Source organism: Geodermatophilaceae bacterium NBWT11 (genome assembly GCA_014218215.1).
Lineage (GTDB): Bacteria > Actinomycetota > Actinomycetes > Mycobacteriales > Geodermatophilaceae > Klenkia.
In genome coordinates, this window is sequence record CP043652.1 from 1579761 (window position 1) to 1601631 (window position 21871).

General features: G+C 74.0%; 18 protein-coding genes. 12 read left to right on the forward strand and 6 right to left on the reverse strand.

Annotated features, from left to right (window positions below; all coding sequences use genetic code 11):
- The first annotated feature begins 29 nt into the window (after window positions 1-29).
- The 4 genes from F1C76_07555 to F1C76_07570 are packed head-to-tail and all read left to right on the forward strand — an operon-like array spanning window position 30 to window position 5939.
- Entirely contained in the window at window positions 30-1469 is a 1440-nt protein-coding gene (locus F1C76_07555; protein ID QNG36463.1) for a xanthine dehydrogenase small subunit, read from the forward strand.
- Complete coding sequence (xdhB, locus tag F1C76_07560; protein QNG36464.1) at window positions 1466-3889, forward strand: xanthine dehydrogenase molybdopterin binding subunit; 2424 nt, start codon at window positions 1466-1468, stop codon at window positions 3887-3889. Before F1C76_07555 ends, xdhB begins: the two co-directional genes overlap by 4 nt.
- Complete coding sequence (gene xdhC, locus F1C76_07565) at window positions 3889-4686, forward strand: xanthine dehydrogenase accessory protein XdhC (GenBank protein QNG36465.1); 798 nt, start codon at window positions 3889-3891, stop codon at window positions 4684-4686. Before xdhB ends, xdhC begins: the two co-directional genes overlap by 1 nt.
- Window positions 4683-5939: a guanine deaminase gene (locus F1C76_07570; GenBank protein ID QNG36466.1), complete on the forward strand. Its 1257-nt coding sequence runs from the start codon at window positions 4683-4685 to the stop codon at window positions 5937-5939. Before xdhC ends, F1C76_07570 begins: the two co-directional genes overlap by 4 nt.
- Before the next feature lie 3 nt (window positions 5940-5942).
- On the opposite strand, the gene F1C76_07575 is transcribed toward F1C76_07570, so the two are convergent.
- Window positions 5943-6788: a polyphosphate kinase 2 family protein gene (locus F1C76_07575; protein ID QNG36467.1), complete on the reverse strand. Its 846-nt coding sequence runs from the start codon at window positions 6786-6788 to the stop codon at window positions 5943-5945.
- Window positions 6789-6831: 43 nt separating this feature from the next.
- On the opposite strand from F1C76_07575, the gene F1C76_07580 reads away from it, so the two are divergent.
- On the forward strand, window positions 6832-7434 hold the full coding sequence (locus F1C76_07580) for a DUF421 domain-containing protein (GenBank protein ID QNG36468.1): 603 nt from the start codon (window positions 6832-6834) through the stop codon (window positions 7432-7434).
- On the opposite strand, the gene F1C76_07585 is transcribed toward F1C76_07580, so the two are convergent.
- Window positions 7376-9301: an AAA family ATPase gene (locus F1C76_07585; protein QNG39084.1), complete on the reverse strand. Its 1926-nt coding sequence runs from the start codon at window positions 9299-9301 to the stop codon at window positions 7376-7378. The two genes, F1C76_07580 and F1C76_07585, sit on opposite strands and share 59 nt — an antisense overlap.
- Window positions 9302-9412: 111 nt before the next feature.
- Between F1C76_07585 and F1C76_07590 the strand changes: the two genes are divergently transcribed.
- Window positions 9413-9592 (forward strand): hypothetical protein, encoded by a 180-nt coding sequence (locus tag F1C76_07590; protein ID QNG36469.1) that lies wholly within the window; start codon window positions 9413-9415, stop codon window positions 9590-9592.
- Window positions 9593-9595: 3 nt separating this feature from the next.
- Here the strand turns inward: F1C76_07590 and F1C76_07595 are convergent, their stop codons facing one another.
- From F1C76_07595 to F1C76_07605, 3 genes are read right to left on the reverse strand one after another with little or no spacing between them, the layout of a single operon-like run.
- A complete protein-coding gene (locus F1C76_07595) occupies window positions 9596-10324 on the reverse strand; it encodes an alpha/beta fold hydrolase (protein ID QNG36470.1) in 729 nt (242 codons plus the stop codon).
- Between the two features lie 4 nt (window positions 10325-10328).
- On the reverse strand, window positions 10329-11342 hold the full coding sequence (locus tag F1C76_07600; protein QNG36471.1) for an enoyl-CoA hydratase/isomerase family protein: 1014 nt from the start codon (window positions 11340-11342) through the stop codon (window positions 10329-10331).
- The gene (locus tag F1C76_07605) at window positions 11342-12199 is read right to left on the reverse strand and encodes a 3-hydroxybutyryl-CoA dehydrogenase (GenBank protein QNG39085.1); all 858 of its coding nucleotides are present in this window, start codon (window positions 12197-12199) and stop codon (window positions 11342-11344) included. The genes F1C76_07600 and F1C76_07605 overlap by 1 nt, the downstream gene beginning before the upstream one ends.
- Window positions 12200-12332: 133 nt before the next feature.
- Here F1C76_07605 and F1C76_07610 point away from each other — a divergent pair, with 133 nt between their 5' ends.
- From F1C76_07610 to F1C76_07630, 5 genes are all read left to right on the forward strand, one after another.
- Entirely contained in the window at window positions 12333-15563 is a 3231-nt protein-coding gene (locus tag F1C76_07610; GenBank protein ID QNG36472.1) for a methylmalonyl-CoA mutase, read from the forward strand.
- Entirely contained in the window at window positions 15563-16060 is a 498-nt protein-coding gene (locus tag F1C76_07615) for a MarR family transcriptional regulator (protein ID QNG36473.1), read from the forward strand. Before F1C76_07610 ends, F1C76_07615 begins: the two co-directional genes overlap by 1 nt.
- A 5-nt stretch (window positions 16061-16065) precedes the next feature.
- A complete protein-coding gene (locus tag F1C76_07620) occupies window positions 16066-16809 on the forward strand; it encodes a cobalamin-binding protein (GenBank protein QNG39086.1) in 744 nt (247 codons plus the stop codon).
- Window positions 16806-17744 (forward strand): MBL fold metallo-hydrolase, encoded by a 939-nt coding sequence (locus F1C76_07625; protein QNG36474.1) that lies wholly within the window; start codon window positions 16806-16808, stop codon window positions 17742-17744. The genes F1C76_07620 and F1C76_07625 overlap by 4 nt, the downstream gene beginning before the upstream one ends.
- A gap of 157 nt (window positions 17745-17901) precedes the next feature.
- Window positions 17902-19044: a thiolase family protein gene (locus F1C76_07630; GenBank protein QNG36475.1), complete on the forward strand. Its 1143-nt coding sequence runs from the start codon at window positions 17902-17904 to the stop codon at window positions 19042-19044.
- A 115-nt stretch (window positions 19045-19159) separates the two neighbouring features.
- Here the strand turns inward: F1C76_07630 and F1C76_07635 are convergent, their stop codons facing one another.
- Entirely contained in the window at window positions 19160-20092 is a 933-nt protein-coding gene (locus F1C76_07635; protein ID QNG36476.1) for an alpha/beta hydrolase, read from the reverse strand.
- 103 nt (window positions 20093-20195) lie between these two features.
- On the opposite strand from F1C76_07635, the gene F1C76_07640 reads away from it, so the two are divergent.
- Complete coding sequence (locus F1C76_07640; GenBank protein QNG36477.1) at window positions 20196-21836, forward strand: NAD(P)/FAD-dependent oxidoreductase; 1641 nt, start codon at window positions 20196-20198, stop codon at window positions 21834-21836.
- Window positions 21837-21871: the final 35 nt, after the last annotated feature.

A 21871-nucleotide genomic window follows, 5' to 3' on the forward strand; every position in this document is an offset into this window, starting at 1 on the left:
GCACCGCACCCGACGAGGAGTCGCCCCCCATGCAGTCCCCCAGCGTCACCGTGAACGGGCAGGCCGCCCCCCTCGACGGCGTCCCCGCGCACACCACGGCGCTCGACTGGCTGCGCGGCCGCGGACTGGTCGGGGCCAAGGAGGGCTGCGCAGAGGGCGAGTGCGGCGCCTGCTCGGTGCTCGTCGCCCGCCCGGGGACGACGACGCCCACCCGCTGGACGGCGCTGAACGCCTGCCTGGTGCCGGTGCTGGCCCTCGACGGCCAGGAGGTGGTGACCGCCGAGGGGCTGGGCACCCCGGCCGACCTGCACCCGGTGCAGCGCGAGATGGCGGTGCGCGGGGGCTCCCAGTGCGGCTACTGCACCCCGGGCTTCGTCTGCAGCATGGCGGCGGAGTTCTACCGGCCGGGACGGGGTGGCGCCGCCCCGGTGGACGTCGTCGGCAGCACCCAGCCCTCCCACGAGCACGGCCCCAACGGCTTCGACCTGCACGCGCTCAGCGGCAACCTCTGCCGGTGCACCGGCTACCGGCCGATCCGGGACGCCGCCTACGCCCTGGACGCCCCGGCCGACGGCGACCCGCTGGCGGCCCGCCAGCAGGAGCCGGTGCCACCGGCCAGGGAGACCCGGACGCCGGCGTTCGTCCGCCCGGCCGACCTGGCCGCGACCCTCCAGCTGATCGGCGAGCGGCCCGACGCGGCGGTGGTCGCCGGCTCGACCGACTGGGGCGTCGAGGTCAACCTGCGCGGCGTGCGTGCTCCGCTGGTGGTGGCGATCGACCGCCTGCCCGAGCTGCGCGGGCTCACCGTCGGCGCGGACGTCGTCGAGATCGGCGCCGCGGTCACCCTGAGCGAGATCGCGCTGCGGCTGGACGGCGCCGTCCCGCTGCTGGACCTGCTGCTCCCCCAGTTCGCGTCGGTGCTGATCCGCAACGGCGCCACGCTGGGCGGCAACCTGGGCACCGGCTCCCCCATCGGCGACACCGCCCCCGGCCTGCTGGCCCTGGGCGCCTCGCTGGTGCTCGTCTCCGCCGGCGGGGAGCGGGAGGTGCCGCTGGCCGACTACTTCACCGGCTACCGGCGCAGCGTGCGGACCGCGGGCGAGCTGATCCGCGCCGTCCGCATCCCGCAGCCCCAGCCCGGGCTGGTCGGCTTCACCAAGATCGCCAAGCGGCGGTTCGACGACATCTCCAGCGTCGCCGTGGCCTTCGGCCTGGACGTCGTCGACGGCGTCGTCGCGGCCGCCAGGATCGGGCTGGGCGGGGTGGCGGCGACGCCGATCCGGGCCCTGGCCACCGAGGAGGCCCTGGTCGGCCGCCCCTGGGGCGACGTGACCGCGGCCGCCGACGTGCTGGGCGCCGAGGGCACCCCGCTCGACGACCACCGGGCCAGTGCCGCCTACCGCGCCGCGATGCTGCGCCAGGCCCTGCTGAAGTTCGCCACCGAGAACACGCTGGAGGCAGCCCGATGAGCGCCCTGTCCGAGCGCCCCGCGAACGCCGTCGTCGGCACCGCGGTGCCGCACGAGTCCGCCGCCCTGCACGTCACCGGCCAGGCGCTCTACACCGACGACCTGGTCGGCCGCACGAAGGACGTGCTGCACGCCTGGCCGGTCCAGGTCATGCACGCCCACGCCCGGGTGACCGCGCTGCGCACCGGGCCGGCCCTCGCCGTCCCCGGGGTGGTGCGGGTGCTCACCGGCGCCGACGTCCCCGGGGTCAACGACGCCGGCGTCAAGCACGACGAGCCGCTGTTCCCCGACGAGGTCATGTTCTACGGCCACGCGGTCTGCTGGGTGCTCGGGGAGACCCTGGAGGCCGCCCGGCTCGGCGCCGAGGCCGTCGAGGTCGAGGTCGAACCGCTGCCCAGCGTGGTCACCGTGCAGGAGGCGATCGCGGCGGACGCGTTCCAGGGCGGGCGGCCGAAGCTGGTGCGCGGCGACGTCGAGGAGGCGCTGGCGTCCTCGGCGCACGTGTTCCACGGCGAGTTCGAGTTCGCCGGCCAGGAGCACTTCTACCTGGAGACGCACTGCGCGCTGGCCCTGGTCGACGAGGCCGGTCAGGTGTTCGTGCAGTCGAGCACCCAGCACCCCTCGGAGACCCAGGAGATCGTGGCGCACGTGCTGGGCCTGACCAGCAGCGAGGTCACCGTGCAGTGCCTGCGGATGGGCGGCGGCTTCGGCGGCAAGGAGATGCAGCCGCACGGGCTGGCCGCGATCGCCGCGCTCGGCGCCCGCCTGACCGGCCGGCCGGTCCGCCTGCGCCTGAACCGCGGCCAGGACATGACGATGACCGGCAAGCGGCACGGCTTCCACGCGCAGTGGCAGGTCGGCTTCGACGACGAGGGCCGGCTGACCGCCCTGGACGCCACGCTGACCTCCGACGGCGGCTGGAGCCTGGACCTGTCCGAGCCGGTGCTGGCCCGCGCGCTGTGCCACGTCGACAACGCCTACTGGATCCCCGCCGTCCGGGTGAACGGGCGGATCGCGCAGACCAACAAGACCTCGCAGACGGCGTTCCGGGGCTTCGGCGGGCCGCAGGGCATGCTCGTGATCGAGGACGTGCTGGGCCGCTGCGCCCCCGCGTTGGGCATCGAGCCGCACGAGCTGCGGCGGCGGAACTTCTACGCGAAGGACCAGGAGACCCCCTACGGCCAGCCGGTGCGCCAGGCCGACCGGCTCGCCCGCACCTGGGCCCAGGTGCTGGACACCAGCGACTTCGCCGCCCGGACGGCGGAGGTCGAGGCGTTCAACGCCGGGTCGCTCCACGTGAAACGGGCACTGGCCATCACGCCGGTGAAGTTCGGCATCTCGTTCAACTTCACCGCGTTCAACCAGGGCGGTGCGCTGGTGCACGTCTACAAGGACGGCTCGGTGCTGATCACCCACGGCGGCACCGAGATGGGCCAGGGCCTGCACACCAAGATGCTGCAGGTCGCCGCCACCGCCCTCGGCGTCCCGCTCTCGAAGGTCCGGCTGGCCCCCACGCGTACCGACAAGGTGCCCAACACCTCGGCGACGGCGGCGAGCTCGGGCGCGGACCTCAACGGCGGCGCGGTGAAGAACGCCTGCGAGCAGATCACCGCTCGGCTGGCCCAGGTGGCCGCCGAGCAGCTGCACGTGCCGGCCGCCGACGTCCGGTTCTCCGGCGGGGTGGTGCGCGGCCTGGCGCCGGGCGGGCCGACCGTGCCGTGGGAGGACGTCGTCCGGCTGGCCTACTTCTCCCGGGTGCAGCTGTGGGCGGCCGGCTACTACCGGACCGAGGGCCTGCACTGGGACTCCGCGGCGATGCGCGGCGAGCCGTTCAAGTACTTCGCGCACGGGGTGGCCGCCGCCGAGGTGGAGGTCGACGGGTTCACCGGGGCCTACCGGGTGCGCCGGGTGGACATCGTGCACGACGTCGGCGACTCGCTGTCCCCGCTGGTGGACATCGGCCAGGTCGAGGGCGGGTTCGTGCAGGGCGTCGGCTGGCTGACCCTGGAGGACCTGCGCTGGGAGGACCGCGAGGGCCCCACCCGCGGCCGGCTCAGCACCCAGTCGGCGAGCACCTACAAGCTGCCCAGCTTCTCCGAGATGCCCGAGGACTTCCGGGTCTCGCTGCTGGAGTCCGCGCACGAGGAGGGCGCCGTCTTCGGCTCCAAGGCCGTCGGCGAGCCCCCGCTGATGCTGGCGTTCAGCGTGCGCGAGGCGCTGCGCCAGGCCGCGGCCGCGTTCGGTCCGGCCGGCACCACCGTGGACCTGGCCTCCCCTGCCACCCCCGAGGCGGTGTTCTGGGCGGTCGAGGCGGCCCGGGCCGGCGAGGGCGCGCACGTGCGGGACGGCGGGGAGCAGCCCCCGCAGCCCTCCGGTCCGCCCATCCGGCCGACCTCCGAGCGCGTGCTGAGCGAGTCCTGATGCGCTGGGACCGCGCGGTGCAGACGCTGCGCGACCGGCGCGAGCCGGGCGTGCTGGTGACCGTGGCGACCGTCCGTGGGCACTCCCCGCGCGAGGCCGGCGCCAAGATGGTGGTCACCGCGGACGCCCAGCACGGCACCGTCGGCGGGGGGAACCTCGAGGCGGTCGCGGTCGAACGGGCCCGGGAGCTGCTGCTCGCCGGCGGAGGCACCCGGGTCGTCGACGTCGCACTGTCGGACAAGGCGCCCTACCAGCACGGCGTGCAGTGCTGCGGCGGTGAGGTCGGGCTGCTGCTGGAGCCGCTGCCCGTCGTCCCGGCGGTGGCGGTGTTCGGCGTCGGCCACGTCGGTCTCGAGCTTGCCCGCATCCTGGCCCGGCACGACCTGGACCTGCACCTCGTCGACTCCCGCCCCGCGCAGCTGACCCCCGAGCGGCTGGCCGTGCTCGACGACGCGATCGCCGCCGTGCACGTGCACCAGGTGCCGGTGCTGCCCGAGCTGGTGCTCGCCGAGCTGCCCGCAGGCAGCCACGTGCTGGTGATGACCCACGACCACGCCGAGGACGCCGCCCTCTGCGACGCCGCGCTGCGCACCCCCGGCCTGGCCTCGATCGGGCTGATCGGGTCGGCCGGCAAGTGGGCGAGGTTCCGGCGGACGCTGGTCGCCGACGGCGCCCCCGACCCCGACCGGATCACCTGCCCGATCGGCCTCCCCGAGCTGACCGGCAAGGAGCCGGCGGTGATCGCGGTCGGAGTGGCGGCCGCCCTGCTCGGCGCGGTCGCCCGGGTGCCCTCGTGACGGTCTACCGCGGGACGTTCCTGGACACCCCGGCCGCCGGTGAGCTGCGGGTCGAGCTGGACGGCGGGGTGCGGGTCCGCGACGGCGCGATCGTGGCGCGCGGGCCGTTCGCCGAGCTGTCGGGGGACGACGAGGTCGTCGACCTGCGCGGCGGGCTCGTGCTGCCCGGGTTCGTCGACACCCACGTGCACTACCCCCAGGTCCGGGCGATCGGCGGGCTGGGCATGCCGCTGCTGGACTGGCTCGAGCGGTGCGCGCTGCCCGAGGAGTGCCGCCTCGCCGACCTGGACTACGCCCGCACGGTGGCCGCGGAGTTCGTCGACGGCCTGGCCCGCGCCGGGACGACGTCCGCGCTGGTGTTCGGCTCGCACTTCGCCCCGGCGGTGGACGCGCTGTTCACCGAGGCCGACCGGGTCGGGCTGCGGGTGACCTCGGGGCTGGTGGTCAGCGACCGGCTGCTGCCCGAGGCGCTGCTGACCTCGCCGTCCCGGGCCCTGGAGGAGGGGCGGGCGCTGGCCGAGCGCTGGCACGGCGTGCGGCGGTCGCGGTACGCGGTGACGCCGCGGTTCTCGCTGTCCTGCACGACCGAGATGCTGGACTCCTGCGCCGACCTGCTGGCCTCGGTGGACGGTGCGTTCTTCACCTCGCACGTGAACGAGAACCCGGCCGAGGTGGCCGCGGTCGCCGAGCTGTTCGGCGGCTCCTACGTCGACACCTACGACAAGCCGGGGCTGCTGGGGACGCGGTCGGTGCTCGCGCACGACGTGCACCCCACCGACGGCGAGCTCGACGTCCTGGCCCTGCGCGGCACGGCCGTGGCGCACTGCCCGACCTCGAACGCGGCGCTGGGCAGCGGCCTGTTCCCGCTGCGCCGGCACCGCGCGGCCGGGGTGCGGGTCGCGCTGGGCTCCGACGTCGGCGCCGGCACCGGCTTCTCGCTGCTCAAGGAGGGCCTGCAGGCGTACTTCGGCCAGCAGCTGCTGGGCGACGAGGGCGAGCCGCTGACCCCGGCGGACCTGTTGCACCTGGCGACAGCGGCCGGTGCCGACGCCCTGGGGCTCTCCGACGTCGGCCACCTGTCGGTGGGCACGCGGTTCGACGCCGTCTGGCTGCGCCCGTCCGCCGGATCGACCCTGGACGTCGTCCTGCGGTCGGCGGCCGGCCCCGAGGACGCGCTGGCCAAGGCCTTCGCCCTCGGCGGCCCGGCCGACGTGGCCGCCGTCTGGGTGGACGGGGGCCGGATCAGGGGCTGAGCCTCAGTCGGCCTCGTCGATCAGCCGGTCGCGCTGGGCGTCGACGTCGTAGTCCCCGGGCGGGAAGCGCGGCGCGAGGTCGGTGGTGGCCTCCAGCAGCAGCCGGCCGACGGCCCAGTTGCGGTACCACTTGCGGTCGCTGGGGACGACGTACCAGGGGTTGGCGTCGGTGCTGGTGCGCTCCAGCACGGTCTCGTAGGCCCGCTGGTAGGGCTCCCACAGCTGGCGCTCGTCGATGTCGCCGGGGTTGAACTTCCAGCGCTTCGTCGAGTCGTCGAGGCGGGCCAGCAGCCGCTGCTTCTGCTCCCACTTCGACACGTGCAGGAAGCACTTCACGATGGTGACGCCGGCGGCGGTGAGCTGGTCCTCGAAGCGGACGATCTCCCGGTAGCGGCGCTCGACCACCTCGGGGGTGACCAGCTCACGCACCTTCCCGATGAGCACGTCCTCGTAGTGCGACCGGTCGAAGACCCCGATCATCCCGGGCGCGGGCACGGCCCGGCGCACCCGCCAGAGGAACGAGTGCCGCAGCTCGGTGGGCGTGGGCTTCTTGAAGCTGGTGATCGACACGCCCTGCGGGTTCACCGCCCCCGCCACGGACTTGATCACCCCGCCCTTGCCGCTGGTGTCCATGCCCTGCAGGACCAGCAGCACCCGCCGCTGCCCGCCGGAGACGCCCTCGGCGTAGAGCCGCTCCTGCAGCCCGGACAGCGCCTGGCCGTCCAGGGTCATCTGGTCCTTGGTCTCGTCCTTGTCCCCGGGGGCTGACGGCTTGCCGTGCGGGTCGATGTCGGCCAGCACCACGGGGGAGGACGGCGCGCGGAGCACCTCGCGCAGGGAGTGGGCCATGGGGCGCAGCCTAGAGACCACCCCAGACCGCGGAGGACCTCCCATGTGGCACGACCTGTTCGTCCAGCAGCTGCCGTGGACCGAGAAGGTGCTGCGCACCGTGCTGGTCTACGCGCTGCTGGTGGTGCTGTTCCGGCTCACCGGCAAGCGCGGGCTGGCCTCGATGAACACCTTCGACGTGATCGTGGTGTTCATGCTGGGCAACGTCGTGCAGAACGCGGTCATCGGCAACGACGACTCGGTGACCGGCGGGGCGATCGGCGCGGTCACCCTGGTCGCGGTGAACGCGCTGGTCAACCGGCTGGTGGTGGTCAGCCCGCTGGCCCAGCGGCTGTTCGAGGGCACCCCGACCACGGTGATCCGGGACGGTCGGGTGCTGCCCGGGGCGCTGCGCCGGCTGGGGCTGCAGCGCACCGAGCTCGAGCACGCCGTCCGGGTGCAGAACGGCGACGACGTCGCCCAGGTCGACCACGCCGAGCTCGAACCCGGCGGCCAGCTCCTGCTGACGCTCAAGGACGACGAGCAGGGCGCCACCAAGGCCGACGTCGCCGAGCTGCTGGCCCGGCTGGCCCGGGTGGAGGACCTGCTCACCGCACGGCCAGCGCCGCCGGGAGCTCCCCCCGGTGCAGGACGACGAGACTGCTGACCGCCCGGGTCAGGGCGACGTAGAGCCGGTGCAGCCCGCGCGGCTCGGCGGCGACGATGGCGGCGGGCTCGACGACCACGACGTGGTCGAACTCCAGGCCCTTCACCAGCGACGCGGGGACGACGGCGACCCGGGCGGCCTCGGCGTCGTCGGTGAGCGCCGGCGCGTCGAGTCCACCGGCGGCCAGCAGGGCGACCAGCGCCGGCACGTCGGCGTCCGCGCAGACCACCCCGGTCGAGCCCGCCGTGCCGGACAGCTCCGTCACGACCTCCACCAGCGGCTCGGCCAGCGCGGTCACCCGGCGCACCTGCAGCGCACCGGGGTCCGAGCGCACCGCGGTCGCCGGCGGCAGACCGGGCGCGATGGTCGGCAGCAACCGGTTGGCGAACGCCAGCACCTCCCCGGGCACCCGGTACCCGCGGGTCAGCGGCCGGACGACGGTGTCCGGGCGGCCCAGCGCGGCCAGCGTCTGCGACCAGTCGGCGACCGCCCACGGGCTGGTCGCCTGGGCCAGGTCACCCAGCACGGTCAGCGACCCGGCGCCCAGCCGGCGCGCGATGGCCCGGCACTGCATCGGGGACAGGTCCTGCGCCTCGTCGACGACCACGTGCCCGTGACCCGCCGTCCGCTCCAGCAGCCCGGCGACCTCGTCGACCAGCACCGCGTCGGCCTCGGTCCAGCGGGAGGCGCGCACCGAGCGGGCCGCCGGCCGCAGGAGCAGCGCCTGCTCGGCGTCCTCCAGCACCCCCCGGCCGGCCCGGGCGAGCAGGTCGGGGTCCGACAGCACCCGGGCGACCAGCCCCGCGGGGTCGACCGGGGGCCAGTGCGCGTCGCAGAACGCCCGCACCTCGGGTGACCGGGCCGCCGTCCGGGTCTCGGCGTCGGTGGGGCTGCCGCCGGCCGCCTCCTTCTGCCGGCGGGCGTCCTCGGCCAGGGTCAGGGCCAGTCGTTCCCGGCCGGCGGCGTAGTGCACGACGTCCCCGGTGCCCGAGCCCGAGCGGCGCAGGTCGTCCACGTGCCGCTTGAGCCGGTCCACCTCGATCCGGTACCGGCGGCCGGTGAGCGTCACCTGGATGGACTCCGTCGGCTTCACCACCCCGCGCCACAGCGCCCGGCGCAGCACCTCGGCCATCCGCTCGTCGCCCTTCAGGACGGCGACGGCGGGGGCGTCGACCGCACGCACCGGCACCCGGTCGACCAGGTCGGCGACCGTGGCCTGCTCCACCTCGACCTCGCCGAGGGTGGGCAGCACCTGCTCGATGTAGCGCAGGAACGCCCGGTTGGGGCCGACGACCAGGACGCCGGTGCGACCCAGCTGGGCGCCGTGTGTGTAGAGCAGGTAGGCCGCACGGTGCAGCCCCACGGCGGTCTTGCCGGTGCCCGGGGCGCCCTGCACGCAGATCGACTCGGCCAGCGGGGCGCGGACGACGTCGTCCTGGTCGGGCTGGATGGTGGCCACGATGTCGCGCATCGGACCGGAGCGCGGCCGCTCGACCTCCTGCCGCAGCAGGTCCGAGGGACCGTCGTCGGCGGCCAGCGACTCGTCCTCGTAGGAGGTGAGCAGGCCCTCGCTGAACCCGAACCGGCGACGGCGCTCCAGACCCTGCGGGTCGGCGGCACTGGCCTGGTAGAACGGCCGGCTCATCGGCGCCCGCCAGTCGATGACCACCGGGTCACCGGCGACGTCGCGCACGTGCCGCCGGCCGACGTGGAAGGACTCGACGCCGGAGTCGGTGCGGCCGAAGAACGGGGGCGCGCCCGGGTCGGCGGCCAGGGAGCGCAGCCGCTGCACGCGGGCGGCGCCCAGCCGCTCCGACGCCCAGGCGTCGACCCCGGCGTCGGCGGTCGCGCGGGTGGCCGCGTGCATCACCTGCAGGCAGGCGGCGGCGTGCTCGAGGTGGGCCCGCTCGGCGGCCAGGACGGGATCGGGGGACACGATCGCGCGACGCTACGCCTCCCGCTGCCCTACCGTGCGGCCATGGAGATCGCACTGCTCGCGGTGGGTGCTCTGTCGGCGGGCCTGCTGGTCAGGGCGCTGCGCCGGCGTCGGGACGGCTGGTACGCCGACGGGGACGACCCGCCGGCCACCGATGCCCGCGGCGCGGTGGACCGGAACAGCTGGATGCTCGGCGGCGGTGGGGGTGGCGGCGGGGGCTGAGCGTCAGCCCACCGCGCGGACCAACTCCACGACGGCGTCGGGCGCGGTGACCATCAGGTCGTGCCCGACGTCGAGGGAGACGGTGCGCCAGGCCGGGTCCGCGGCGGCCCGGGCCAGCAGGTGGTCGGCGAAGGGCTGCGCCCAGCGGGTCGCCCGCACGTAGGTGCGCGGCGCCGCCGAGGGCCCGAACGCCAGGGGCTCGGCCCAGACCGCGAGGGAGTCGTCGGTCAGCCGGGCGTCCACCCAGGCCCGGTCGGCCGGGTCCTCGACGCCCAGGTCGGCGGCCCGGGAGCGGTCGGGGGTCAGCCGCCAGCGCTCCCCGGGGAAGCCCGGCTGCGCGCGGCGGGCCCGGCGCCGGGCGACGACGTCGTCGGGCTCGCCCTGGTCGAGGACGTCCAGGTGCGACTGGCCCGGCAGCGGGACCACCGCGTCCAGGTACAGCAGGTGCCGCACCCGGTCGGGGAGCCGGTCGGCCACCCCGGTGGTGACCATCCCGCCGGCGCTGTGCCCGACCAGGACGACGTCGCGGAGGTCCTCCAGCTCGACCAGCCGGACCACGGCGGTCACCCGGTCGGCCAGCGTCGTCGCCGCGGTGAGCAGGTGGGCGTGCTCACCGGCCCCGGACAGGCTCGGCGCGTGCACCGTCCAGCCCGCGGCGCGCAGCGGGGCGGCGACCCGCTGCCAGCACCAGCCGCCGTGGAAGCCCCCGTGCACCAGGACGGCGGTGGGCACCGACTCAGAGCTCCAGGTCGTCGGCCCGGGGCGCGAGGTGGCGGGCCACCTCGCCCGGGTCCACCCCGGCCAGGCTCGCGGGCCGCCAGTGCGGGTCGCGGGTCTTCTCCACCACCTGGGCCCGGATGCCCTCGGCGACGTCGGGCCGACCCAGGCTCGCCGAGGAGATCCGGTACTCCTGCACCAGCGCCTCGGGCAGGGTCATGGTCGCCGCCGAGCGCACCGCGGCGAGGGTGACGGCGACCGCGGTCGGGCTCTTGGTGCCGATCAGCTCCCCGGCCTCCCGGGCGGCGGGCACGTCGGAGGCCAGCAGCCGCTCGACGACCACGGCGGCGTCGTCCCCGGCGTAGCAGGCGTCGATCCAGCCGCGGTCGAGCTCGGGTGGTCCCGGGTCGACCGCCGCGGCCCGGACGGCCGACTCCAGGGAGGCCCACGTGGTCGGCGCGTCCAGGCCGTCGAGGGAGGAGACGCACACGTCGGCCAGCCCGCAGGCGATCGCGTCGGCCGGCCCGGCCGAGGTCCCGGTGAGCGCCAGGTGGGTGCCCAGCTCGCCCGGGGCGTGCGCCAGCAGGTGGGTGCCGCCGACGTCGGGCACCAGCCCGATGGTCACCTCCGGCATCCCCAGCCGGGACGACGACGTCACCACCCGCAGCGAGGCGTGGCAGCCCAGCCCGACCCCGCCGCCCAGCACGATCCCGGGCAGCAGGGTCACCACCGGCTTGGGGTAGGCGCCGATCCGGGCGTTCATCCGGTACTCGTCACGCCACAGGGCCCGGGCGGCCACACCGTCCCCGAGCGCGGACTCCCGGATCGCCTTGACGTCGCCGCCGGCGCAGAACCCGCGGTCGCCCTCGCTGTCGACGAGCACGCACTCGACGGCGTCGTCCTGCGCCCAGGCGGCGAGCGCGGCGTCGACCGCGGCGATCATCGGGTGGGTCAGGGCGTTGATCGCCCGCGGTCGGGTGAGGGTGATCCGCCCGACGGCGCCCTGCAGGCCGATCCGGACGTCGTCGGTCACTACTTCGCGTAGGGGAAGAAGCCCCGGCCGGTCTTCCGGCCGAGCAGACCCGCGTCGACCATCCGCAGCAGCAGCGGCGGCGGGGCGTACAGCGGCTCCTTGAACTCCGCGTACATCGACTGCGCGACGGCCGCGGTGGTGTCCAGCCCGATCAGGTCGGCCAGGGCGAGGGGGCCCTGCGGGTGGGCGCAGCCCTGCACCATGCCGGCGTCGATGTCCTCGGCGGAGGCGAAGCCGGACTCCATCATCCGGATCGCGCTCAGCACGTAGGGGATGAGCAGGGCGTTCACGATGAACCCGGCCCGGTCCTTGGAGCGGATCGTGGTCTTGCCCAGCTGGGTCTCGGCGAAGTCGGTGACCGTCGCGAGCGTCTCGTCGCTGGTCAGCAGGCTGGCCACGATCTCCACCAGCGGCAGCACGGGCGCGGGGTTGAAGAAGTGCACCCCGACGACCTTGTCCGGCCGCTTGGTGACGCTGGCCATCTTCACCAGCGGGATGGAGGAGGTGTTCGAGGCCAGGATCGCGTCCGGCGGGAGGATCTCGTCGAGCTTGCGGAACAGGTCGAGCTTGAGCTCCTCGATCTCCGGCGCGGCCTCGATGACCAGCTCGGAGTGCACGACGGCCTGCAGCGAGGTGGCGACGTCGACCCGGGCGAACGCGGCGTCGGCGTCCTCCTGGGAGATCCGGCCCGAGGTCGCCGCGCGCTGCAGCGACTTCTCCATCCGGGCCCGGAACCGCTCGGCGCCGGCCTCGTCGGCCTCGACCACGACGACGTCGCAGCCCGCCCGGGCGCTGACCTCGGCGATGCCGGCCCCCATGGTGCCGCCACCGATGACTGCGATGCGCTGCATCCCCAACTCCTCCTGCTCGACGGGACCCCACGGTGTCACGACGACGATGCGTGGACGTCCAAGTACTTCCGGCGTAGGTTACGTGGACGTCCAAGCACCTCCGCGCCGCACCCCGGCACCGTCGCCGTCTGGAGCCCCCATGGCCGACCTCCACGTCCCCGCGAACCCGGTCCGGTTCGTCACCGCCGCGAGCCTGTTCGACGGCCACGACGCCGCGATCAACGTGATGCGGCGGCTGCTGCAGGCCCAGGGCGCCGAGGTCGTGCACCTCGGGCACGACCGCAGCGTGGCCACCGTCGTCCGCGCGGCGATGGAGGAGGACGCCCAGGGCATCGCGCTGAGCTCCTACCAGGGCGGGCACGTCGAGTACTTCAGCTACCTGGTCGAGGAGCTGGAGCGGCACGGCGCCGGGCACGTGCAGGTGTTCGGCGGGGGCGGCGGCGTGATCGTCCCCGAGGAGATCGCCACCCTCCGCGAGCGCGGTGTGAAGATCTTCGCCCCCGAGGACGGCCAGAAGCTCGGCCTGCCCGGGATGATCAACACCCTCATCGAGGCCTGCGACGTCGACCTGGCCGGTGCCGGGCCGGACGTCGAGGCGCTGCTCACCGGCGACCCGGCCGCCCTGGCCCGGGCGATCACCGTGCTCGAGGCCGGCCGCTCCCCCGAGCTCGCCGAGCGGGTGACGAAGGAGGCGGCGCAGCGGCACGTCCCCGTCCTGGGCATCACCGGCACCGGCGGCTCGGGCAAGTCCTCGCTGACCGACGAGCTGCTCCGCCGGCTCCGGCTGGACCAGGAGGACAAGCTCCGCATCGCCGTCCTCGCCGTCGACCCGTCCCGTCGCCGCGGCGGCGGTGCACTGCTGGGCGACCGGATCCGGATGAACGCGCTGGAGACCGGCGACCGCAACTCCACGTTCTTCCGCTCGCTGGCCACCCGCACCGCCGGTGCTCAGGTGCCCGAGCACCTCGACCACGTCATCTCCGCGGTCAAGGCCGCCGGATACGACCTGGTGATCGTGGAGACCCCGGGCATCGGCCAGGGCGATGCCGCGATCCTCCCGTACAGCGACGTCTCGCTGTACGTGATGACGCCGGAGTTCGGCGCCGCCTCACAGCTGGAGAAGATCGACATGCTCGACTTCGCCGACGTCGTCGCGGTGAACAAGTTCGAGCGCCGCGGCGCCGAGGACGCCCGCCGCGACGTGGCCCGGCAGATGGTCCGCAACCGCGAGGCGTTCGGGCAGAGCTGGGACACCATGCCGGTCTTCGGCACCAGCGCCGCCCGGTTCAACGACGACGGCGTCACCGCGCTGTTCCAGGAGCTCAAGACGCTGCTGGCCGCCAAGGGCCTGGCGCTGGGCTCGGGCGTGCTGCCGCACGTCGACGTCCGGGCGTCGTCCGGGCTGACCAGCGTCGTCCCCTCGTCGAAGGCCCGGTACCTGGCCGACGTCGCCGACACCGTGCGCGCCTACCACCGGACGACGGCCGAGCAGGCCGCCCTGGTGCGCCAGCGTCAGCACCTCACCACCGCCGCGCAGCTGCTGGACGGCGAGGCCGCACAGGCCGCCGCCGCCAAGGCCGCCGCGGTCGAGGGCGAGCTGCTGCCCGCGGTCAAGCACCTGCTCGACGAGTGGCCGGCCCGGGTCGAGGAGTACTCCGGCGACGAGCTGGTCTACACCGTGCGCGGCAAGGAGATCCACACCCCGCTGACCCGGGAGACCCTCAGCGGCAACAAGGTGCGCCGGGTGGCCCTGCCGCGCACCGACGACGACGCCCAGCTGGTCGGCTGGCTGCGTCGGGAGAACGTCCCCGGCCACTTCCCGTACACCGCCGGCGTCTTCCCGTTCAAGCGGCAGGGCGAGGCCCCGGCCCGGATGTTCGCCGGCGAGGGCGACGCGTTCCGCACCAACAAGCGCTTCCAGATGCTGTCGGCGGGCAACGAGGCCACCCGGCTGTCGACCGCCTTCGACTCGGTGACCCTCTACGGCCGCGACCCCGAGCTGCGCCCCGACGTCTACGGCAAGGTCGGCACCTCAGGTGTCTCCATCGCCACCGTCGACGACATGAAGGTGCTCTACGACGGCTTCGACCTCTGCGCGCCGAGCACCTCGGTGTCGATGACCATCAACGGCCCCGCGCCGGCGATCCTGGCCATGTTCATGAACACCGCGATCGACCAGCGGCTGGACCGCTTCCGGTCCGACGAGGGCCGCGAGCCCACCGGGGACGAGGTCGCCGAGACCCGCGCGTGGGTGCTGGCCAACGTCCGCGGCACGGTGCAGGCCGACATCCTCAAGGAGGACCAGGGCCAGAACACCTGCATCTTCTCCACCGAGTTCGCGCTGCGCTGCATGGCCGACATCCAGGAGTGGTTCATCCAGGAGAAGGTGCGCAACTTCTACTCGGTCTCGATCTCCGGCTACCACATCGCCGAGGCCGGGGCGAACCCCATCAGCCAGCTGGCCTTCACGCTGGCCAACGGGTTCACCTACGTCGAGGCCTACCTGGCCCGCGGCATGAGCATCGACGACTTCGCGCCCAACCTGAGCTTCTTCTTCTCCAACGGGATGGACGCCGAGTACACCGTCATCGGCCGGGTGGCCCGCCGGATCTGGGCGGTGGCCATGAAGGAGCGCTACGGCGCCAACCCCCGGGCCCAGCAGCTGAAGTACCACGTGCAGACGTCGGGCCGCTCCCTGCACGCCCAGGAGATGGACTTCAACGACATCCGGACGTCGCTGCAGGCGCTGTGCGCGATCTACGACAACGCCAACTCCCTGCACACCAACGCCTACGACGAGGCCGTGACCACCCCCTCGGCGCACTCGGTGCGCCGCGCGCTGGCCATCCAGATGATCATCGACCGGGAGTGGGGCCTGGCGATGAACGAGAACCCGCTGCAGGGCTCGTTCGTCGTCGACGAGCTGACCGAGCTGGTCGAGGAGGCCGTGCTGGCCGAGTTCGACCGCATCGCCGAGCGCGGCGGGGTGCTGGGCGCCATGGAGACCGGCTACCAGCGCGGTCGCATCCAGGACGAGTCGATGCTCTACGAGCACCGCAAGCACGACGGCTCGCTGCCGATCATCGGGGTCAACACCTGGCTGGACCCGAACGCCGGGCAGCAGGAGCCGCAGACCGTCGAGCTGGCCCGGGCCACCGAGTCGGAGAAGCAGTCCCAGCTGGACCGCCTCGCCGACTTCCACGCCCGGCACGCCGCCGAGGCCCCCGAGGCCCTGGCGAAGCTGCAGGACGCGGCCATGCACGGCGGCAACGTCTTCGACGCGCTCATGGAGGCCGTGCGGACCTGCTCGCTCGGGCAGATCAGCGAGGCGTTCTTCGAGGTGGGCGGGCAGTACCGCCGCAACGTCTGATGGCGCTGCCCTTCGACCCGGTGGCGGAGGCCGCGCGCCAGTGGCGGGAGCACGGGTGGGAGGACGCCGCCGACGGGATGACCGCGGTCACCTCGATCATGCGGGCCCAGGCGATCGTGCTGGCCCGGGTGGAGGAGGTGCTCCGGCCGCTGGGGCTCTCCTTCGCCCGGTACGAGCTGCTGCAGCTGCTGAGCTTCACCCGGTCCGGGTCGCTGCCGATGGCCCGGGCCGGGGCGCTCCTGCAGGTGCACCCCGCCTCGGTCACCAACGCCGCGACCCGGCTGGAGGCAGCCGGGTTCGTGCAGCGGCGGCCACACCCCGACGACGGCCGGGCCGTGCTGGTGGAGATCACCGAGCAGGGCCGGTCGGTGGCGGCCAAGGCCACCGACGAGCTCAACGCCGGGGTCTTCCGTCGCCCCGGGCTGTCGGCGGACTCGGTCCGCACGCTGGTAGACGTCGTCCGGGAGCTGCGGGCCGACGCCGGGGACTTCGCGTGAGGACCCTGGACGACGACCTCGGCACCCCCGTGGTCCTCCCCCGCCCGCCGCGCCGCATCGTCTCCCTGGTGCCCTCGCTGACCGAGGCGTTCGCGGTGACCGTGCCCGACCGGCTCGTCGGGGCCACCGACTGGTGCACCCACCCCGCCGACCTCGACGTCACCCGGGTGCGCGGCACCAAGAACCCCGACCGGGCAGCGATCGCCGCCCTCGAGCCGGACCTCGTGGTGTGCAACCAGGAGGAGAACCGCCAGCTGGACGTCGAACGGCTGCGATCGGCCGGCACCGCCGTCTGGGTCACCGCGATCGAGACCCTGGACGGCGCGCTGACCTCGATGGACCGGCTGTTCACCGAGGTGCTCGACGTCGGCACCCCGGACTGGCTGGCCACCGCCCGCAGCGCCTGGGCCGCCCCGGCTGCCCCCGGGCCACGCGTCGCCGTCCCGATCTGGCGTGACCCGTGGATGTGGGTGGGCGCCCGCACCTTCACCGGCGACATGCTGACCCGCCTCGGCCTGGTCAACGCCGTGTCCGAGGAGCGTTACCCGAAGGCCGAGCCCGCCGACGTGGACGCCGAGCTGTTCCTGCTGCCCGACGAGCCCTACGTCTTCACCGCCGACGACGGGCCCGATGCCTTCCCTGGCCGTGCGACCGCGCTGGTCAGCGGCCGGCTGCTCACCTGGTACGGCCCGTCCCTGGCCACCGCTCGTGCCGACCTGACCGCCGCCCTGCAGAGAGGGAACCCGTGAGCTCCACGACGACCGACCCCGTGCTCCCCCCGCCCGTGCTGCAGGAGGTCGCCGACGGCGTCTTCGCCTACGTGCAGCCCGACGGCACCTGGTGGGTGAACAACACCGGCCTGCTGGTCGGCCGCCGCGGTGCCGCGATCGTGGACACCTGCTCCACCGAGAAGCGCACCCGGGCCTTCCGGGACACCATCGCCACGGTCACCGACCAGCCGGTGCGCACCCTGGTGAACACCCACCACCACGGCGACCACACGCACGGCAACTGGCTGTTCGGCGGGGCCACCGTGGTCGGCCACGAGGGCACCCGGGAGGGCGTGCTCGCCGCCGGGATCCCCGGCGACCAGCCGTTCTGGACCCCGTTCGAGATCGGCGAGGTCGTCCTGGAGCCGCCGTTCCTCACCTACACCGACGGCGTCACCCTCTGGGTCAACGACCGCCGGGTCGAGGTCACACACGTCGGCACCCCGGCGCACACCACCAACGACTCGGTCGTGTGGCTGCCCGAGCAGAAGACGCTGTTCGCCGGCGACCTGCTCTTCGCCGGTGGCACCCCGTTCCTGGTGATGGGCTCGCTGGCCGGTGCGATCGAGGTGCTGGAGCAGGTCGTCACCCCGCTGGGGGCCCAGACGATCGTCCCCGGCCACGGGCCGGTGGCCGGCCCCGAGCTGGTGACGCAGATCCTGGGCTACCTGCACTGGCTCGACGGCGTCGCCCGCGACTCCTTCGCCGCCGGGGTCGCGCCCCTGGAGGCCGCCCGCAGCGTCGACCTGGGCGAGTACGCCGGGTGGAGCGACGCCGAACGGATCGTGGGCAACCTGCACCGGGCGCACGCCGAGCTCGCCGGGGGCGCGCGGGGCTGCAGGATCGACGTCCCCGCCGCACTGGCCGACATGGTCACCTACAACGGCGGGCAGCGGCTGACCTGCATCGCGTGACGTCCGGCCGCCGCGGCGGTTACGGTCAGGGCTGACCGTCGACGTCGGCCCTTGCGTCCGAGCACCGCGCAGGCGACGATGGCCGCTGAGTCAACTCATGTGTTGACGACGGTCCCGGCAGAGCTGCCGGGCCCCTGTGACCGAGAGGAGTCGCGACATGCGCGACGCAGTCATCGTCGAGGCCGTCCGCACGCCCGTCGGCAAGCGCAACGGGGGCCTGTCCGGCGTCCACCCCACCGAGCTGTCGGCCCACGTGCTGAAGTCCCTCGTCTCCCGCGCCGGGGTCGACCCGGTGCTGGTCGACGACGTGATCTGGGGCTGTGTCTCCCAGGTCGGTGAGCAGACCTACGACATCGCCCGCAACGCGGTGCTCTCCGCCGGCTGGCCCGAGAGCGTCCCCGGCACCACCGTGGACCGCCAGTGCGGCTCCTCCCAGCAGGCCGTGCACTTCGCCGCCGCCGGGCTGGTCGCCGGGCACTACGACGTCGTCGTCGCCGGTGGTGTGGAGTCGATGTCCCGCGTGCCGATGGGCTCCTCCACCCAGGGCCAGGACCCGCTGGGCCAGGTCTACCGCGACCGCTACGACGGCGTGTCCCCCAACCAGGGCGTCGGCGCGGAGCTGATCGCCGAGAAGTGGGGCCTGTCGCGCACCCAGCTCGACGAGTTCGCCATCCGTTCGCACGAGCGCGCCGCCACCGCCCAGGACGAGGGCCGCTTCGACGCCCAGATCGCCCCGGTCGACGCCCCTGAGGGCCGGGTGACCCAGGACGAGGGCATCCGCCGCGGCGGCACCGTCGAGGGCCTCGCCGGGCTCAAGACCCCCTTCAAGGAGGACGGCGTCGTCTCCGCGGGCAACGCCAGCCAGATCTCCGACGGCTCGGCCGCGCTGCTCATGATGACCGCCGAGAAGGCCGCCGAGCTGGGCCTGAAGCCCATCGCCCGGGTGCACAGCGTCGCGCTGGCCGGCGACGACCCGGTCAAGATGCTCACCGCCCCCATCCCGGCGACCAAGAAGGTGCTCGAGCGCTCCGGCCTGCGGCTGGACGAGATCGGCGTCTTCGAGATCAACGAGGCCTTCGCCCCCGTCCCGCTGGCCTGGCAGGCCGAGATCGGCGGCGACGAGAAGCTGCTCAACCCCCTCGGCGGCGCCATCGCCCTGGGCCACCCCCTGGGCGGCTCCGGCGCCCGCATCATGACCACGATGCTGTTCCACATGCGCGACAACGGGATCCGCTACGGCCTGCAGTCGATGTGCGAGGGCGGCGGCCAGGCCAACGCCACCGTGCTCGAGCTCCTCTGACCGCCTCCACCGCGCCGTGAGCGTTGATCAGGGTCCCTGATCGAAGTCCGTCCTCCCCCACGATCGTTCACGGGGGAGGACGGACTTCTGTGCAGGACCCTGATCAACGCTCCGGTCAGGCGAGCACGGCGCGAAGGTGCGTCCCGAGCCAGGCGGTGAGCTCGGCGGCCTCGGGCAGGGCGCCGGCCATCCACCAGAAGCCGTGGATCGTGCCCGGGACGGCGTGCAGCGTGACCGGCACCCCGGCGGCCTCCAGGGCGTGCGCGTAGTCCACGCCCTCGTCGCGCAGCGGGTCGAACTCCGCCACCACCAGCGTCGTCGGCGGCAGCCCGGCCAGGTCGGTGGCCAGCAGCGGGGCGGCCTCCGGGGTCGCCGGGGCGCCGGCGAGGTGGTGGTCCCAGAACCAGTCCAGCGACGCCGTCGTCATGGAGAAGTCCGCGGCGTTGTCGACCAGCGAGGGCGTCGTGCGCCCGCGGGGTGGCGCCAGCGTCGGGTAGACGAGCAGCTGGCGGACGACGGCCGGCCCGCCGCGGTCCCGCAGCGTCCGGCTGGTGCTCGCGGCCAGGGTCGCGCCGGCACTGTCGCCGGCCAGCACCAGCCGGTCGGGGTCGGCGCCCAGCTCGGCGGCGTGCGCGACCGCCCAGCGGACGGCGGCCACGCAGTCCTCCTGCGGCCCGGGGAACGGCGTCTCCGGGGAGAGCCGGTACTCCACCGACACCACGACCACCCCCGCGGCGACGGCCAGTCCGCGACAGGCCCGGTCGGCCACCGCGACGCCGCCGGCCACGAAGCCACCGCCGTGGAAGTAGACGACCAGCGGCAGCGGGGACCCCGGCGACGGGTGGTAGACCCGCACGGGGAGCCGACCCTCCACCAGCAGGTCGCGGACGTCGGCCACCTCGGTGCGCGGGCCGCCGATCCGGGTCGAGGCCGACACCGAGACCCGGGCCTGCAGCACGCTCATCCGGTCGAAGGGCTGCACGCCCTGGGCCGCGAAGGCCTCCAGCAGGGCGCGCACCCCGGCGTTGGGCGTCCCGGACCAGTCCACAGCGACCACCTGTCTCCGATTGCGTCAACACCTACGTTGACACTGCTCGTGCGCCACCTTACCGTCGGCGGTGCACCAACGGAGCAGACGACGGGAGCACCCCATGAGCAGCACCCAGACCCACCACGACGTCGACGTCGTGGTGGTCGGCGCCGGGTTCGCCGGCCTCGCCATGCTCCGCGAGCTGCGCGACGAACGCGGGATGAGCGTGCGGGTCCTGGAGGCCGGCGACGACGTCGGCGGCGTCTGGTACTGGAACCGCTACCCCGGTGCCCGCTGCGACGTGGACTCCACCGACTACAGCTACACCTTCTCCCCCGAGCTGGACGAGGAGTGGAACTGGTCCGAGCGCTACGCCACGCAGCCGGAGATCCTCCGCTACGTGCACCACGTCGCCGACCGGTTCGACCTGCGTCGCGACGTCACCACCGGGGCCCGCGTCGCCACCGCCACCTGGGACGACGACACCGCCCACTGGGACGTGACCTGCGAGGACGGCACCACCGCCCGTGGCCGCTACCTGGTGATGGCCACCGGCTGCCTGTCGGCGGTCAAGCGGCCCCAGGTCGAGGGCATCGAGGACTTCACCGGCCAGGTGCTGCACACCGCCGACTGGCCGCGCGAGCCCGTGGACCTGGCCGGCAAGCGGGTCGGCGTGATCGGCACCGGGTCCTCCGGCATCCAGGTCATCCCGCGCATCGCCCCCGAGGTGGCGGAGCTGGTGGTCTTCCAGCGCACCCCCGCCTTCAGCGTGCCGGCCCACCACCAGGTGCTCACCGACGCCGAGCGGGCGGCGCTGAAGCTCTCGCTGCCCGAGCGCCGGGAGATGCTGCGCAACAGCCCCACCGGGCTGTCGGTGCCGGTCACCCGCCGCGGCGCCCTGGACGACGACGACGCCACCCGCGAGCAGCACTACGAGGAGCAGTGGCACTCCGCCGGCTTCGGGTTCCTGCTGGCCTACAACGACCTGCTCATCAGCCACGAGGCCAACCGGACGGCGTCGGACTTCATCCGCGGCAAGATCGCCGAGCGCGTCACCGACCCGGCGCTGGCCGAGAAGCTGTCGCCGCACACCTACCCCTACGGCGCCAAGCGGCCGTGCGTGGACACCGGCTACTACGAGACGTTCAACCGGGAGAACGTCACCCTGGTCGACATCGCCGCGGCGCCGCTGACCCGGGCGACGGCCACCACGCTGGAGACGACGGACGCCGCGTACGACCTCGACGTCATCGTCTTCGCCACGGGCTTCGACGCGATGACCGGCTCGCTGCTCAAGCCGACCATCACCGGCCGGGACGGCGTCACGCTTCAGGAGCACTGGGCCGGCGGACCGCTGACCTACCTGGGCCTGATGACCGCCGGCTTCCCGAACATGTTCGTCATCGCCGGGCCCGGGTCGCCGTCCCTGCTGGGCAACGTGATGGTCTCCATCGAGCAGCACGTCGACTGGGTCTCGGCCCTGCTGGTGGACTCCGAGGCCGCGGGCACCCCGGTCATCGAGGCTACCGAGGAGGCCGAGCGCGCCTGGGTCGACCGCGTCAACGCCGCAGCCGCCCCGACCCTCTACATGGAGGCCGCGTCGTACTACCTGGGCGCGGAGATCGAGGGCAAGCCGCGGGTGTTCATGCCCTACGCCGGTGGCCTGCGCCGCTACCGCCGGGAGTGCGACGAGGTGGCCCGCGAGGGCTACCGCGGCTTCCGCCGCAGCCCCGAGCCCAGCACGGACCTCCAGCCGGCCTGACCGGCCCACCGACGAGAAGCGCCCTTCCTGTCAGG